Source organism: Burkholderia sp. JPY481, from assembly GCF_038900515.1.
Taxonomy (GTDB): Bacteria; Pseudomonadota; Gammaproteobacteria; order Burkholderiales; family Burkholderiaceae; genus Paraburkholderia; species Paraburkholderia youngii.
Map to the genome: position 1 here is coordinate 1 of NZ_JAYMRT010000018.1, position 15,630 is coordinate 15,630.

Here is a 15,630-nt window from a genome sequence, read left to right on the forward strand (position 1 = left end):
CAGGACCGTGAAACGACTCCACGCCGATGATAGTGCGGATTGCCCGTGTGAAAGTAGGTAATCGTCAGGCTCCCCCACAAGCCAGAAACCCCACCCCCAGCGGTGGGGTTTTTGCGTTTACGCGGCCAATTCCGCGCGCTTCAACTACTTTCCGATCCGAAGCGCATCCGCGTAACCCGGCGACTTCCGACACGCTCGCTTAAAATCCGTGTCCTTCCGGCTCAGGCGGTCGGCACTTCCTCTAAAACCGCTATGCCCGCTTTCGCGCCGGCGCTCGATCGGATCCCCCTGCAATAAACCGGTCGAGTCTCTCACTGGCCTCGGTAATCGCCCAAAGCGGAGCGCGATGCAACTGCCGATCGTACCTCGTCGCGATCGATGCAAAGAGCTCGAATCGCGCTTCGTCCAGCTTCCATTCGTCGCGTTCCCGACCTGCGTCGAACACCATCGCCGAGGCGCGATCCGCGGCGTGGAGTTCTTCATGGCTCATCGAGCCGAAGCCGGCATCGGCGAGGTAGCTGGTCAACAGCATGATCTGCGTGAGCGTCTGTGCATCGCTCTTCGTGCCGACGCCGCGACGCAATGCGTCGAGCGACAGATGAACTCGTAACGCGAGATCGTCGGCGATCTGGCGCGCGATGGGCAACAGCATGGCTTTGGCATGCCGCGCGCGGGCGGCGCTGGTGTTGCGGAAAGGAATCGGTTGTGCCATGGAGATCCAAGGGGTTTGCCTGAGCACATGCAATAACGGCGCGCTTCGCAAAAGGTTGAGCCTTCATTGCGTTTTACCCGCTTCCTTCGACGAAAACGTTTGCTGGCAACCACTTGCGCGCAAATTGCCGGCATGTCGCGGCGTCTGTAGTCGAGCGGATTGACACCTACATCGCCCGCGGTGCGCCGTTTGCTACCCTCGAATCCAGCGGTTTTCCCTCCCATCCTTCGCCCACGGAAAAGCGTCGCCACATTCCGACCTCGCGGACGTCCGGTCGTCAGCCTTGGCCAAACCTCTCTATCATGACAATTGGAACAACACCGACCAGCAAGCCGGAAGGGAGCAAGTCCGGCCCGCAAGCGCCATCCAGCTGCGTTCGACCCAAGGAAGCATCGATGCGGGCTCCATGCGGTGAACTGCCTCGCGCGCTCGATCATGCGCCGCGTCGCCGCGGCACGGTCGGCTGTCTCGACGTGCCTGTTCCCGATGGATGTGATCAGCGGCGCGGGCCACGACGCGGTCTATCTCGCGCGCGTCACACCCGGCAAGACGATCTTCGTTCCATGAAAGGACGGCGTCAGCCACAACGAAACCGAGGACGCGCGCCGATCAGCTGGAAGCCGGCTTCAATATGCTGCTGCAGCTGAGCGCGACGTCGAGGACAGGGAGCATACGCGCATGAAGATCCTGATCGCACGAATGAACCACGAGACCAACACGTTCTCGCCGGTAGAAACCCCGCTGGCCGCATTCGGCCGCAACGGTCCCAGCTACGGCCGCGCCGCGTTCGACGAAAACAAGGGTATGCAAACCGCGATGGCCGCGTTCATCGACGCGGCCGAGCGCGTCCACGCCGAAATCGTGACACCGATCTCCGCCATGGCGAATCCGAGCGGGCCAGTGGACGCCGCCGCCTACGATACGATCAGCGACGCGATCGTGGCAGCCGCGACGGGCTGCGACGCGGTAATGCTCGATCTGCACGGCGCGATGGTCGCCGAAAACTCGGTCGACGGCGAAGGCGATCTGCTCGCGCGTGTCCGTGCCTCATTGCCGCAAGCGCCGATCGCGGTCGCACTCGATCTGCACGGCAACGTCACGCAGAAGATGATCGACAACGCCGACATCATCGTCAGTTTCAAGACCTATCCGCACGTCGACATGTACGAGACTGGCGCGCACGCGGCGCGCCTATTGTTCGACATGATCGACGGCCACGCAAAGCCGGTCATCGCGTGGCGTCAACCGCCGCTGCTCACGCACACGCTGCGCAGCGCGAGCGCCGACGGCGCGATGAAACGCGCGCTCGATGCCGCGCACGCCGCCGAGGCCGAGGGCATGCTCGCGGTGTCGGTGCTGGCGGGCTTCTCGCTCGCCGATATCGACGCGCCATGCATTAGCGTCGTTGTAGTCGGCAATGGCGAGCGCGCGGATGCGGAGGCGGTCGCCGAGCGAGTCGCGCGGCAGATCTGGGACGAGCGCGACGATTTCGTCTATCGCAGCGCGCCGCTTGCCGAATCGGTCGCGCGGGCGGCGTCGCTCGCGCGCGGCGCCGACAAACCGGTGCTGCTGCTCGATCATGGCGACAACTGCATGTCAGGCGGCACGTGCGACACGATGGATCTGCTCGAGGAAGCATTGAAGCAGGGCCTCGAAGGCATCGTCAGCGGGCCGTTGTGCGACCCGCAGGCGGTCGCGGCCCTCGCGGCCTCAGGAGTCGGAAGTACAGTCACGCTCGCGATCGGCAACAAGCTGACAAACGATGCTTTGCCATCGCGTTCGCCGCTCGCCCTGACCGGCGTCGTGCGCGCGCTGACGGACGGCGAATACGTGATCAGCGGTCCGACCTACACGGGCCAACGCGCGTACATGGGTCGCGCGGCGGTGCTCGACACTGGCACGGTGAAACTCGTCGTGACCGAACACACGCATGAGCCATGGGATCTCGGCGTGTTCGAGAGCGTCGGCATCGATCCGCGCCGCGCGCGTTTTCTGCTGCTCAAATCACGCATGTATTGCCGGCCCGTATTCTTGCCGATCGCGGCGGCGCTCGTCGAATGCGATAGCCGCGGCGTCACGAGTTCGGACTACGGTCTGTTCAGATTCGAGCACGTGAAACGGCCGGTTTATCCATTGGACCCTGACACCGAATGGACCGCGACGAACTGATCAACACACATGCGTTTCGATAAATCGCCGCAAGGGCTTGTGAAGTCCGCAATGAGTCTCTATAATTCGCGCCTCTAAAGGCTCGTAGCTCAGTTGGTTAGAGCACCACCTTGACATGGTGGGGGTCGTTGGTTCGAATCCAATCGAGCCTACCAACGCATCTGTGACGTAGACGAAAGCGGTTCCGCTTTCGTCTACGGTCCTGTCAAATCCATCCCGTCGTTCCCGCAGTTTCGCCGTTCGGCATCACGTTCCCTTCGTTTTCGTTGTCCGCTCGTGGCTCACAGCTCGCGCACATTCACGCGCTCTCTGCCGCTGCCGCGTCGTCGTTCGACAACGCGCGGCGAGGTCGCGCTGATCTCCGGCGGCGGCTCGGGCCACGAGCCCGCGCACGGCGGCTACGTCGGCCACGGCATGCTGAGCGCGGCGGTGGCCGGCGAAGTCTTTACATCGCCATCCACCGACGCCGTGCTCGACGCAATCCGTGCGGTGGCCGGTCCCGCGGGCGCGTTGCTGATCGCCAAGAACTACACGGGGGACCGCTTCAACTTTGGCCTCGCGGCCGAAATGGCGCGCGCCGAGGGCATTCCCGTCGAGATGATGATCGTCGCCGACGACGTCGCGTTGAGCGCGAGCGCGATCACGCGGGCCGTCGCGGACTAGCGGGCACGGTGCTGGTTCACAAGATCGCGGGCGCGGCAGCGGCGCGCGGTTTGCCGTTGGCCGAGGTCGCGCGGATCGCCAAAGAAGCGGCCGCGTCTCTCGGCACGATGGGCGTCGCGCTGACGCCCTGCACGGTGCCGGCCGCGGGCAAGCCGGGCTTCGAACTGGGCGATCGCGAAATCGAATGGGGCCTCGGCATTCATGGCGAACCCGGCGTGGCGCGCGGTGCGCTGGAGCCGGCCGATGCGATGGTCGGCAAGCTGCTGGCAACGACCTCGCGTACCGCCTCGATGCATCCGCGCCGCGGGCGTTCGAGTTATGTCGGCGAGCGAGCGATCGGTCATGTGGACCCGGGCGCGCACGCGGTGGCGTTATGGCTCGCAGCGATTCGCGAGGCCCTTTCCGGTCAGGCGCGGGCGAACGCGAACGCTACTGCGAACGCAACGGGCAAACGAGCTTGCACGGACGAGAAAAACAACGATGCCTTCAAGGCCGCAGCAGATCGAACCCCGCGAAAGCAACGACGCCGCTCAGCGCGATCAGCGCCACCGAATGCTGTCCAACGTACAGCAGCCCGGCGGCGGACCAACACGTGACGGCGAAAGCGGCGATACGTTTCATGCTTCCTTCTTCTACGACTCGAACTCAAAAACCGGCTCAGAAGCCTAGCGTAACGGCCAGCAAGCCACTGACGACACCGCACACCACCACCGCGCAGGCCACCATCGTCAGCACGCGCCGCGGAAACGACCGCGCGAGCATCGCGAGCGACGGCACGCTGACGAGCGGCAGCGTCATCAGCAGCGCGCCGGCGGGGCCGGCGGCCATACCGAACGACAGCATCGCCTGAATGATCGGCACTTCACCTGCGGTCGGAATCACGAACAGCGTGCCGGCGATCGACAGCGCAATGATCCACAGCAGGCTGTTGTCGACGTCCGGGCCTATATGCGGAAACAGCCACGCGCGCGCCGCGCCGAGAATCAGCACGAGCACGATGTATTCCGGCACGAGCCGCAGCGTCATGCGCCCGAGAATCGAGATCCAGCGCGAGAACGCGGTGCCCGGATCGTCGGCGCTGACCAGTTGCGCGACGGCCTCTCGCGACGCTTGCGCTTCCTGCGGCGTGACCATGCGGTTCACGAGGTAGCCGAGGCCGAACACCATCACGATGCCGAGCGCGAGACGCAGGCCCATCCACTGCCAGCCGAGCACGAAGCCCATGAAGATCAGTGTCGCGGGATTCAGCGCGGTATTACCGAGCCAAAAAGCAATCGCCGCACCCGGCGCCGCTTCGCGTGCGCGCAGGCCGGCGACGACCGGCGCCGCGCAGCAGGTGCACATCATGCCCGGCAACGACATCAGGCCGCCTTTGACGACGCTGTTGAAGTCGGCACGACCGAGCGCGCGCGCGACCCACTGCGGCGGAATCAGCGCCTGCACCGCGGAGCCGAGCAGCAGGCCGAGCACCATCGCCTGCCAGATCGCCTTGCCGTACGTGAGCGCGAAGTCGATCGCGGCCTGCCACGAGGCCGCCGGGGCGCTCGCGGACGTGCCCATCAAGATCGACTTGCCGATCGAATGCTGGCTCGCGGCGACGAACGCGCGGTTGTAGTACGGAAACCACTTCACATAGAAGAGGCCGACGACGGCGATCAGCAGGAATACGACCCAGCCAAGCGTGACGCGGGGTTGCCGAAGGGTTGATTGCATGATGGTTCTTAAATGTCGTTGTGAGTCAACCGAGGACTAGCGTACGGGTGTCGAGCTGCGCGAGCAGCGTTTTCGCCTGCTCGACGACGTCGGCATCGTTCGGGCGGAAATCGAGTTGCAGCGCATTCGGCAGCTGATCGAAATGCTGGCCGCTGCTGCGCGCATACGCGGGATCGTAGTGAAGTTCGATCAGTTCGTGCGCGAGCTCGGCGCGCCGGTTGTCGTCGACGAGCCGCTGCCAGCCCGTGACCCGCTCGCGGCTGTGCAGACCGATCAGCCGTTCCAGCTGTCCCTTGAAGTAGTCGGGATGCTCGAACAGATGCGCGTAATCCTGCAGCAGAAATGCCGCGCGATCCTCCCGGCTCGAACGCACCTCGACGCACGCGCCTCGATGAAACGTTTCGAGCAGCGCGAGCGGCAGCGTGACGGTGCCGATGCGCCGGCTTTCCGCCTCGACGAACACCGGCCGGTTCACGTCGAAATCTTGCAGAGCGGTGACGAGCAGCGTGTCGAAACGCTTCTGCGACGGCTGCTGCACGCCCGTGTACGCGCCGAGCAGCGAGCCGCGATGCGAGGCGAGCGCCTCGAGGTCGAGCGTTTGCGCGCCGGCCTGATGCAGCGCCGACAGCAGCCGTGTCTTGCCGCTGCCGGTCGGGCCGACGAGCGCGATGTAGCTGAAGCGGCGCGGCAGGGTTTCGAGCCTCTCCAGCGTGGCGCGCCGATAGCTCTTGTAGCCGCCCTCGAGTTGCCGCGCTGACCAGCCGATCATGTTGAACAGCGTCGTGACCGAGCCCGAGCGCTTGCCGCCGCGCCAGCAGTAGATGAGCGGGCGCCAGTTGCGCGGCCGGTCGGCGAACGTGGTTTCGAGATGATGCGCGATGTTGCGCGCGACGAGCGCCGCGCCGAGCCGCGTGCCCTCGAACGGCGACACCTGCTTGTAGGTCGTGCCGACCAGCACGCGTTCTTCGTTGCTGAGCACTGGCGCGTTGGTCGCGCCCGGAATATGGTCTTCCTCGAACTCGAGCGGCGTGCGAACGTCGACGATTTCATCGAAATCGTCGGCTTTATCGAGGCTGACTAGAAGACTTTTCAAGGGAGTAGGGACAAAACGGACCGCGGGAAGACCGAAATTATCGCATGCGCGGCTCGTTCGGGCCGGTTATGCGTCCTTGCCGGCGTTCTCCGGTGACGCGTCCCCTCAGCCGCCTGCCTCAGATGACCTCGACTCGCGCTTCCCCGCTCACCAGCTCGCCGATCACCCGCGCGTCGGCGAAGCCATCGGCGCGGAACAGCGCGAGCACCTCGTCGACCGCATCGGGCGCGCACGACACCAGCAGCCCGCCCGACGTCTGCGGATCGGTCAACAACGCGCGGCCGGCGGACGGCAACGTGGCGGGCAGCACCACGTCGTGGCCGTAGGCGTCCCAATTGCGGCCCGATGCGCCGGTGAAGATGCCGGCTTCCGCCAGGCTCGCGACGTTCGGCAGCCACGGCAGGTCCGCATAGCGCACGCGCGCGGTCAGCTTCGAGCCGCGCGCGAGTTCCAGCGTGTGACCGAGCAGGCCGAAGCCGGTGATGTCGGTCAGCGCATGCACGCCGTCGAGCCGCGCCAGCTCGGCGCCCGGCCGGTTCAGCTTGGTGGTCGCGCCGATCATGGCCGCGTAGCCGGCGTCATCGAGCCGGTCTTTTTTCAGTGCCGCGGACAGAATGCCGACGCCGAGCGGCTTGCCGAGGATCAGCACGTCGCCGGCCTGGCCGCCCGCGTTGCGCTTGACGCGCTTCGGATCGACGATGCCCAGCGCAACCAGGCCGTATATCGGCTCGACCGAATCGATCGAATGGCCGCCCGCGAGCGGGATGCCCGCGTCCGCGCAGACCGATTCGCCGCCTTTCAGCACGGCCGCGATCACGTCGTGCGGCAGCACGTTGATCGGCATGCCGACGATCGCGAGCGCCATGATCGGCTTGCCGCCCATCGCGTAGACGTCGGAAATCGCATTGGTCGCGGCGATGCGGCCGAAGTCGAACGGATCGTCGACGATCGGCATGAAGAAATCCGTGGTCGCGACGATCGCCTGGTCTTCGTTGAGCTTGTAGACGGCGGCGTCGTCGGCGGTGTCGTTGCCGACCAGCAGGTCGGGAAAAAACGGCAGCGGCGCGCTTCGCTTGAGCAGATCGGCGAGCAGGCCGGGCGCGATCTTGCAGCCGCAGCCGCCACCGTGCGACAGGCTCGTAAGGCGGGGCGACTGGCTTGCTTGGACTTGGGTCATGAGAGCGGGAGTTCGGGTTCGTCGAATGACCGCATTATGAGGGTAGTTTTCACACTGTGCAGCGTCGGCGCGGGCCGCAAACCGGCTTTATGCCAAAGCGGTATATCCGAACGATAAACGCCCGCGTAAAAAGTACTAACCCCGAAGCAAATGCCAACGGCAGGTGAGGCGATGAAACGAATTGTTCACGCGCTAACGCAATTGCGCATCGCCGCGCGAATTGATCGCCGTCGCCAATTAGCAAACCAATTACCGCGCGGTTGCAATGCCTTATTTATTGCTGCCCGCGCCGGTCCCATACAAGCCATTGTTGAATCCGCCGGCGCCTTGGGCTTTTTGTCCCTGGCCGGCGGTTTTGCCGCGCGCATTACCTTGTCCGCTGTCTTTCGACTGAGGCGTTTGCGATTCGTGAACCGCCGATGCGGCCGGTTCAGGCTTCGAACCCATTCCGGACGAACGGCTTTCCATGTGCGAAGAGCCGCCCGACTGGGGAATCTGCGCAAGGCTGGGAGAGTTGGTGGCCAACAGTGCGGCGCCGAGAAGCGCAAGCGAGGCTGCGCCGGCTACCGCGCGGCAGGAGTAAGTAGAGTAGTTCATAGGAGCGAATAATCCGTCGAGAAGGTCAATTGAATTTCACCATTCGCGGATAGAGCATGAACGGTGCCCGGCACCTGGAATAAATCGTGCAGGCAGGGTGCGCCGTTCACTCAACCGATTTTCGCATGTCCGATTTACCCGGGTGGCCAATGCACTACGATCGAGGTACATGTCGTGAAACGGCATCTATAATCAATTTTGTTCCCAAAAGAGCCGAGGCCATGCAATGACGCAAATGACTCGGCGACAATTCCTGAAGGTTTCTGCCACCTCGCTCGCCGGATCGAGCCTAGCCCTGATGGGCTTCTCGCCGACACCCGCGCTGGCCGAAGTCCGTCAGTACAAATTGTCGCGTGCTACCGAAACCCGCAACACCTGCCCGTACTGCTCGGTGGGCTGCGGCGTCCTCATGTACGGGCTTGGCGACCAGGCCAAGAACGTGAAGACGAGCATCTTCCACATCGAGGGCGACCCCGACCATCCGGTCAATCGCGGCACGCTGTGCCCGAAGGGCGCGAGCCTGATCGACTTCATCCATAGCCCGAGCCGTCTGCGCTATCCCGAGTACCGCGCGGCCGGGGCGAACGAGTGGAAGCGCATCTCGTGGGAAGACGCGCTCGACCGCATCGCCAAACTGATGAAGGAAGACCGCGACGCGAATTTCGTCGAGACGACCGCAGACGGCAAGAAGGTCAACCGCTGGCTGACAACCGGGATGCTCGCGGCGTCGGCCAGCAGTAACGAGGTGGGTTATCTGACGCACAAGACTGCTCGCAGTCTTGGCATGCTTGGATTCGACAATCAGGCGCGTGTCTGACATGGCCCGACGGTGGCAGGTCTTGCCCCGACGTTTGGCCGTGGAGCGATGACGAACCATTGGGTCGACATCAGAAACGCGGACTTGATTCTCGTGATGGGCGGCAATGCGGCCGAGGCCCACCCGTGCGGTTTCAAATGGGTCACCGAGGCGAAGGCGCACCGCAAGGCGCGCCTGATCGTGGTCGACCCGCGCTTTAATCGCACGGCGTCGGTCGCGGACTACTACGCGCCGATTCGCACCGGGACGGACATCGCATTCCTCGGCGGGGTGATCAACTATCTGCTGACGAACGACAAGATCCAGCACGAGTACGTGAAGAACTACACGGACGTGTCGTTTATCGTCCGTGAGGATTTTGCGTTCAACGACGGCATGTTCTCCGGCTACAACGCCGACAAGCGCAGCTACGACAAGACCTCGTGGGACTACGAGCGCGGCGACGACGGCTTCGCCAAGGTCGACCCCACGCTGCAGGACCCGCGCTGCGTCTATCAGCTGATGAAGAAGCATTACTCGCGCTACACGCCCGAGCAGGTCGAAAAAATCTGCGGCACGCCGAAGGACAAGTTCCTGCACGTATGCGAGATGCTCGCGGCGACGTCGGTGCCGGGACGCGCGACCACGATCATGTACGCGCTCGGCTGGACGCAGCACTCGATCGGCTCGCAGATCATCCGCACCGGCGCGATGGTCCAGCTGCTGCTCGGCAACATCGGCATCGCGGGCGGCGGCATGAATGCGCTGCGCGGCCACTCGAACATCCAGGGCCTGACGGACCTCGGCCTGATGTCGAACCTGCTGCCGGGCTACATGACGCTGCCAATGGAGGCGGAGCAGGACTTCGACGCCTACATCGCGAAACGCGCCGCGCAGCCGCTGCGGCCGAACCAGCTGAGCTACTGGCGCAACTATCGCGCGTTCCACGTGAGCTTCATGAAGTCGTGGTGGGGCGACAAGGCGACCGCCGAGAACAACTTCGCTTTCGACTATCTGCCGAAGCTCGACAAGTCCTACGACCTGCTGCAGGTCTTCGAGCTGATGAGTCAGGGCAAGATGACCGGCTACATCGCGCAGGGCTTCAACCCGCTTGCCGCCGCGCCGTACAAGTCAAAGAACGGCGCGGCTCTGGCCAAGCTGAAGTGGCTCGTGATCATGGATCCGCTCGCGACCGAAACGTCGGAGTTCTGGAAGAACCACGGCCCGTTCAACGACGTCGACAGCGCATCGATCCAGACCGAGGTGTTCCGTCTGCCGACCACCTGCTTCGCCGAGGAACGCGGCTCGCTCGTCAGTTCGAGCCGGGTGCTGCAATGGCACTGGCAGGGCGCGGACGGCCCCGGCGAAGCGAAGAGCGACCTCGAGATCATGGCTGGGCTGTGGCTGCGGATTCGCGACGCTTATCGCAAGGACGGCGGCAAGTATCCCGATCCGATCCTGAACATGAGCTGGCCGTATGCGAGGCCGGACAGCCCGACGCCCGAAGAAATCGCGATGGAGTTCAACGGCAAGGCGCTCGCGGACGTCACCGATCCGAAGGACCCGACCAAGGTGCTCGCGAAGAAAGGCGAGCAGCTCGCGAGTTTCGCGCTGCTGCGCGACGACGGCTCGACTTCGAGCGGCTGCTGGATCTTCTGCGGTGCGTGGACCCAGGCGGGCAACCAGATGGGCCGCCGCGACAACTCGGACCCGACCGGCATCGGCAACACGCTGAACTGGGCGTGGGCATGGCCGGTGAACCGGCGGGTTCTGTACAACCGCGCGTCGTGCGATCTCAACGGCAAGCCGTTCGATCCGACGCGTAAGCTGATCGCGTGGAACGGCAGCACGTGGTCGGGCGCCGACATTCCGGACTTCAAGGTCGACGAGCCGCCTGACGGCGGCATGAATCCGTTCATCATGAATCCGGAAGGCGTCGCGCGGTTCTTCGCGCGCGACGCGATGGTCGAGGGGCCGTTCCCCGAGCACTATGAACCGTTCGAGACGCCGCTCGGCTACAACCCGCTGCATCCGGACAACAAGCTGGTCGTCAGCAACCCGGCGGCGCGCGTGTTCCCGGCCGACAAAGCCACGTTCGGCACGCACGAGAACTTCCCGCATACGGCGACCAGCTATCGGCTGACCGAGCATTTCCACTACTGGACGAAGCACGCGAAGCTGAATGCGATCATCCAGCCCGAGCAGTTCGTCGAGATCGGCGAAGATCTCGCGAAGGAGATCGGCGTGGTGGCGGGCGACCGGGTCAAGGTGAGCTCGAACCGCGGGCATCTGATAGCCGTCGCGGTCGTGACCAAGCGCATCAAACCGCTGACTGTCGAAGGCAAGAAGGTGCAGACCGTTGGGCTGCCGATTCATTGGGGCTTCATGGGGCTCGCAAGGCCGGGCTATCTCGTCAATGCGCTGACGCCCCCGGTGGGCGACGGGAACTCGCAGACACCGGAAACCAAGTCGTTCCTCGTCAAGGTCGAAAAGGCATAAGGTAAAGAGATGGCACTGCAATCACTGGACATCAGACGCGTCTCGGCCACGACCACGCAGCCGCCGGTGGCCCGCGCGCCGGCCTCCGGGCAGGTCGCGAAGCTCATCGACGTGTCGAAGTGCATCGGCTGCAAGGCGTGTCAAACCGCCTGCATGGAGTGGAACGATTTGCGCGACGAAATCGGCGTGAACGTCGGCGTCTACGACAATCCGCCCGACTTGACTCCGGATTCGTGGACCGTGATGCGTTTCGCGGAGTACGAGAACTCCGCCGGCGATCTCGAATGGCTGATCCGCAAGGACGGCTGCATGCACTGCGAAGACCCGGGCTGTCTGAAGGCCTGTCCGTCGCCGGGCGCGATCGTGCAGTACACGAACGGCATCGTGGATTTTCACGAGGAGAACTGCATCGGCTGCGGCTTTTGCATCGCGGGCTGTCCGTTCAACATACCGCGCATGTCAAAGAAGGATCGCCGCGTGTACAAGTGCACGCTGTGTTCGGACCGCGTGGCGGTCGGCCAGGAGCCGGCCTGCGTGAAGACCTGCCCGACCGGCGCGATCATGTTCGGCACCAAGGAGGACATGAAGCTGCAGGCCGAGGACCGCATCGTCGATCTGAAGGAGCGCGGTTTCCAGAACGCTGGCCTGTACAACCCGGAAAAGGTCGGCGGCACGCATGTGATGTACGTGCTGCATCACGCCGACCGGCCGTCGCTGTATCACGGCCTGCCGGACGATCCGCGCATCAGTCCGATGGTGACGTTGTGGAAGGGCATAGCCAAGCCGATCGGGCTCGCCATCATGGGGATCGCCGCGCTCGCGGGCTTCTTCCACTACACGCGCGTCGGTCCGAACGAGGTGACCGAGGCCGACGAAGCCGCCGCCGTCGAGGAAGCCGAAGAGGCACGCCGTTCGCGGGAGGGTAAGCAATGAACCACTCTGAGCACACCGACTTCACGGACGTGAAGGGCAACCGCCTGATCGTGCGCTATACGCCGAACGAGCGCACGAACCATTGGATCACCGCGATCTGTTTCATCCTGCTTGCGCTGTCCGGTCTCGCGTTGTTCCATCCGTCGATGGCGTTTCTGTACTTCGTGCTTGGCGGCGGACAGTGGACGCGAATCCTGCACCCGTTCATCGGCTGCGTGATGTTCATCTCGTTCCTGATCCTTGCGTTGCGCTTCTGGCATCACAACTATCTGGACCAGGCGGATATCCAGTGGATGAAGCAGTACCGCGACGTGCTGAACAACCGCGAGGAGCGCCTGCCCGCAATCGGCAGGTACAACGCCGGGCAGAAGCTGCTGTTCTTCGTGATGGTGATCTGTATGCTGCTGCTGTTGCTGAGCGGCATCGTGATCTGGCGGCGCTATTTTTCGCTCTACTTCCCGATTGGCCTGATCCGGCTCTCCGCGGTCGTGCACGCGGTGACGGCGTTCTTGCTGATCGTCGGCATCATCGTGCATATCTATGCGGCGCTGTGGGTCAAGGGCTCCATAGGTGCGATGACGCGCGGCACCGTTACTTATGGCTGGGCGCGCAAGCACCATCCGAACTGGTTCAGAGAAATCATCGGCAAGTAAAGTATGTTCAATCGGCGCTGCCTCAGCGCGTGTCTCAATGCGCCGCACGCAGCACCCCGCGCACCGGGCCGCCGCGCCACGTCGATGACGGGCGGCGGCTCTTCAGTTTTCAGAGGTCGATAACTTGGCTCAACGCATTCTCGAAGCCGCCGACATCGAGTCGCTCGATCCCTCGGCAATACCCCGCATCCGCATGCCGGAGCGGCTCGCGGTGTTCGCGCCGCGCGCCGCGCGCCTGCGCCAGCTCGCCTCGCGCGGCAATCCGATTGCCGGCTATCTGCGGCTGATGGCGGCGCTGGCCGATGCGCAGCAGGCGGTGCTCACGCACTTCAAGGCACAGCCGCCGAGCCCCGAGCTGATCGCGAGCGCGCAGCAGTATTCGATGCCGCTAATTCCGGCGCTGTCCGGCGCGCGCGATCCGGCGTGGCGCGACGTGCTGCTGCAACTGCTCGACAAGATCGAAGCCGCGGGTCCGTTGACGCCGCCGCTCGTCGCGGTGTTCGCGCGCCTGCGCTCGCTCGACGTCGCCACGCTCGAAGCGCAGGCCGACGCGATCTTCGCGCAGCGCTTCGCCGACGTCGAGCCGGCGAGCGCGCCGTTCATCATGGCCGCGCTGCAAGTCGTATGGACCGACCTCGCCGCCGACATCGACAAGCGCGCCGTGCCGTATCTCGACACGCCGGGGCTGTGCCCGGTGTGCGGCTCGCATCCGGTGGCGAGCACGCTGCGCATCGGCGGCGCGTACGACAACTATCGCTATCTGCAATGCGGGCTGTGCGCGACCGAATGGCATATGGTCCGTAGCAAATGCTCGAACTGCGATTCGACGAAAGGCATCGCGTACCACGTGGCCGGCTCGCCCGACGCCGATGCGGCCACGCGCGAAGCCGAAACGAAAAACGCCGTGCTGAAGGCGGAGTCGTGCGACGAATGCCATACTTACCGCAAGATCGGCATCCAGGCGAAGGACTACGAGTTCGATCCATTCGCGGACGACCTCGCGAGCCTCACGCTCGATCTGCTGATGGGCGCGGAAGGTTACCGGCGCGCGTCGCCGCATCCATGGCTGTGGCCGGAGCAGACGGCCGGCGCGACGGAAGCGGAGGGCGACGAGTCCGCCTGACGGCGACCTGGCCGGACGCAAGTTCAACACGACATAAGGATTGCTCGTGAGCGATGTGAGCAGCTCGGAATTGCGTGCGCTGATGGCGCGCGTGCCGTCGGTGGACAAGGTGATGGCGTCGGCGGAATTCGCGCCGCTGATCGGCGAATACGGGCGCACCCAGGTGCTCAATGCGCTGCGCGATGCGCTCGATGCGTGGCGTATCAGCGCGCAATCGGGCGATGCGGCGGCCAACCCGGCGGTGAGCGCGCTCGATACCCCGCAGCTGCATGCGGCGGTCGCCGCGGCGCTGCTCGCACGCAACGCGTCGCGGCTGCGCAGCGTATTCAATCTGACCGGCACCGTATTGCACACGAACCTCGGCCGCGCGCTGCTGCCCGACGAGTCGGTGCGCGCCGTGATGACCGCGCTCACGCAACCGGCCAACCTCGAGTTCGATCTCGCCACCGGCATGCGCGGCGACCGCGACGACCTGATCGACGGTCTGATCTGCGAGCTGACCGGCGCCGAAGCGGCAACCATCGTCAACAACAACGCGGCCGCGGTGCTGCTCACGCTGTCCGCGCTCGCGGCGAAGAAGGAAGTGGTGGTGTCGCGCGGCGAGCTCGTCGAAATCGGCGGCGCGTTTCGCATTCCCGACATCATGAGCCGCGCGGGCGCGAAGCTGCGCGAAGTCGGCACGACGAACCGCACTCATCTGAAGGACTATGAACAGGCGATCAACGCGCGCACCGCGCTGCTGATGAAAGTCCACGCAAGCAACTATGCGATCAGCGGCTTCACGAAGGAAGTCGGCATCGACGAGATCGCGCCGCTCGCGCACGCGCGCGGGCTCGCGGTCGCTGTCGATCTCGGCAGCGGCACGCTGGTCGATCTCGCCGAATGGGGCTTGCCGCGCGAGCCGACGGTGCGCGAGACCGTCGCGGCGGGCGCCGATGTGGTCACGTTCAGCGGCGACAAACTGCTCGGTGGGCCGCAGGCCGGGTTGATCGTCGGGCGGCGCGATCTGATCGCGAAGATCAAGAAGCATCCGTTGAAGCGCGCACTGCGCGTCGGCAAGCTGACGCTCGCGGCGTTGGAGCCGGTGCTGCGGCTGTATCGCGCGCCCGAGAAGTTGACGGAGCGGCTGACCACGCTACGGCTCCTCACGCGTGCCGCCGAAGACATTCACGCTGCCGCGCTGCGCGTGCTACCGGCGCTGCAGCAGGCGATCGGCGCGCGCTACACCGTGGCGGCGGAACCGATGTTCAGCCAGATCGGCAGCGGCGCATTGCCGGTCGACGTGCTGCCGAGCCATGGCCTCGTCATCAGGATGAGCGACGGCAAGCGCGGCGGCCGTCATCTGCTCGCGCTCGAAAAGCAGTTGCGCGAGATGGCGCGGCCGGTGATCGGCCGGATCGCGGACGACGCGTTGCGGCTCGATCTGCGCTGCCTCGAAGCCGCCGACGAAGCGCAATTGATCGCACAGCTAATCGCGCAACCGGAAAGCAACTGAAGGACAG

General features: G+C 64.6%; 11 protein-coding genes, 1 tRNA gene and 2 pseudogenes. 9 read left to right on the top strand and 5 right to left on the bottom strand.

Annotated elements, in window-relative coordinates:
* Window positions 1-250: 250 nt before the first annotated feature.
* The gene (locus VSR82_RS31115; protein WP_429456580.1) at window positions 251-712 is read right to left on the bottom strand and encodes a hypothetical protein; all 462 of its coding nucleotides are present in this window, start codon (window positions 710-712) and stop codon (window positions 251-253) included.
* Between the two features lie 477 nt (window positions 713-1,189).
* Here VSR82_RS31115 and VSR82_RS31120 point away from each other — a divergent pair.
* The 4 genes and pseudogenes from VSR82_RS31120 to VSR82_RS31135 all read left to right on the top strand — a co-directional run.
* Window positions 1,190-1,394 (top strand): annotated as a pseudogene (locus VSR82_RS31120) (Zn-dependent hydrolase); the annotation flags it as partial.
* Window positions 1,391-2,881, top strand: a complete 1,491-nt coding sequence (locus VSR82_RS31125; protein ID WP_498858317.1) for a M81 family metallopeptidase — start codon at window positions 1,391-1,393, stop codon at window positions 2,879-2,881. The pseudogene VSR82_RS31120 and the gene VSR82_RS31125, both read left to right, overlap by 4 nt.
* 78 nt (window positions 2,882-2,959) lie before the next feature.
* Window positions 2,960-3,036 (top strand) — tRNA-Val (locus tag VSR82_RS31130).
* A gap of 154 nt (window positions 3,037-3,190) precedes the next feature.
* A pseudogene (locus VSR82_RS31135) lies at window positions 3,191-3,813 on the top strand (dihydroxyacetone kinase subunit DhaK); the annotation flags it as partial.
* 388 nt (window positions 3,814-4,201) lie between these two features.
* Here VSR82_RS31135 and VSR82_RS31140 read toward each other — a convergent pair.
* The 4 genes from VSR82_RS31140 to VSR82_RS31155 form a co-directional block, all read right to left on the bottom strand.
* Window positions 4,202-5,257: a permease gene (locus tag VSR82_RS31140; RefSeq protein WP_429456584.1), complete on the bottom strand. Its 1,056-nt coding sequence runs from the start codon at window positions 5,255-5,257 to the stop codon at window positions 4,202-4,204.
* Between the two features lie 25 nt (window positions 5,258-5,282).
* On the bottom strand, window positions 5,283-6,350 hold the full coding sequence (gene mnmH, locus VSR82_RS31145; protein WP_429456586.1) for a tRNA 2-selenouridine(34) synthase MnmH: 1,068 nt from the start codon (window positions 6,348-6,350) through the stop codon (window positions 5,283-5,285).
* Between the two features lie 118 nt (window positions 6,351-6,468).
* A complete protein-coding gene (gene selD / locus VSR82_RS31150) occupies window positions 6,469-7,527 on the bottom strand; it encodes a selenide, water dikinase SelD (protein WP_429456588.1) in 1,059 nt (352 codons plus the stop codon).
* A gap of 270 nt (window positions 7,528-7,797) precedes the next feature.
* The gene (locus VSR82_RS31155; protein ID WP_429456590.1) at window positions 7,798-8,124 is read right to left on the bottom strand and encodes a beta-xylosidase; all 327 of its coding nucleotides are present in this window, start codon (window positions 8,122-8,124) and stop codon (window positions 7,798-7,800) included.
* Between the two features lie 226 nt (window positions 8,125-8,350).
* Between VSR82_RS31155 and fdnG the strand changes: the two genes are divergently transcribed.
* The 5 genes from fdnG to selA all read left to right on the top strand — a co-directional run bounded on the left by fdnG (window position 8,351) and on the right by selA (window position 15,623).
* Window positions 8,351-11,419 (top strand): formate dehydrogenase-N subunit alpha, encoded by a 3,069-nt coding sequence (gene fdnG / locus VSR82_RS31160; RefSeq protein ID WP_498858318.1) that lies wholly within the window; start codon window positions 8,351-8,353, stop codon window positions 11,417-11,419.
* A gap of 9 nt (window positions 11,420-11,428) precedes the next feature.
* On the top strand, window positions 11,429-12,352 hold the full coding sequence (gene fdxH, locus VSR82_RS31165) for a formate dehydrogenase subunit beta (RefSeq protein ID WP_410852743.1): 924 nt from the start codon (window positions 11,429-11,431) through the stop codon (window positions 12,350-12,352).
* Window positions 12,349-13,005: a formate dehydrogenase subunit gamma gene (locus VSR82_RS31170; RefSeq protein WP_368587308.1), complete on the top strand. Its 657-nt coding sequence runs from the start codon at window positions 12,349-12,351 to the stop codon at window positions 13,003-13,005. Before fdxH ends, VSR82_RS31170 begins: the two co-directional genes overlap by 4 nt.
* Before the next feature lie 124 nt (window positions 13,006-13,129).
* Window positions 13,130-14,128, top strand: a complete 999-nt coding sequence (gene fdhE, locus VSR82_RS31175) for a formate dehydrogenase accessory protein FdhE (RefSeq protein WP_368587307.1) — start codon at window positions 13,130-13,132, stop codon at window positions 14,126-14,128.
* A 46-nt stretch (window positions 14,129-14,174) separates the two neighbouring features.
* Entirely contained in the window at window positions 14,175-15,623 is a 1,449-nt protein-coding gene (gene selA / locus VSR82_RS31180; protein WP_410852742.1) for an L-seryl-tRNA(Sec) selenium transferase, read from the top strand.
* The last annotated feature ends 7 nt before the right edge of the window (window positions 15,624-15,630 follow it).

What these genes read in the sequence shown, in the direction of transcription:
- VSR82_RS31115 (WP_429456580.1), bottom strand. Translation starts at nt 712, where the DNA reads ATGGCACAACCGATTCCTTTCCGCAACACCAGCGCCGCCCGCGCGCGG.
- VSR82_RS31125 (WP_498858317.1), top strand. Translation starts at nt 1,391, where the DNA reads ATGAAGATCCTGATCGCACGAATGAACCACGAGACCAACACGTTCTCG.
- VSR82_RS31140 (WP_429456584.1), bottom strand. Translation starts at nt 5,257, where the DNA reads ATGCAATCAACCCTTCGGCAACCCCGCGTCACGCTTGGCTGGGTCGTA.
- selD (WP_429456588.1), bottom strand. Translation starts at nt 7,527, where the DNA reads ATGACCCAAGTCCAAGCAAGCCAGTCGCCCCGCCTTACGAGCCTGTCG.
- VSR82_RS31155 (WP_429456590.1), bottom strand. Translation starts at nt 8,124, where the DNA reads ATGAACTACTCTACTTACTCCTGCCGCGCGGTAGCCGGCGCAGCCTCG.
- fdxH (WP_410852743.1), top strand. Translation starts at nt 11,429, where the DNA reads ATGGCACTGCAATCACTGGACATCAGACGCGTCTCGGCCACGACCACG.
- VSR82_RS31170 (WP_368587308.1), top strand. Translation starts at nt 12,349, where the DNA reads ATGAACCACTCTGAGCACACCGACTTCACGGACGTGAAGGGCAACCGC.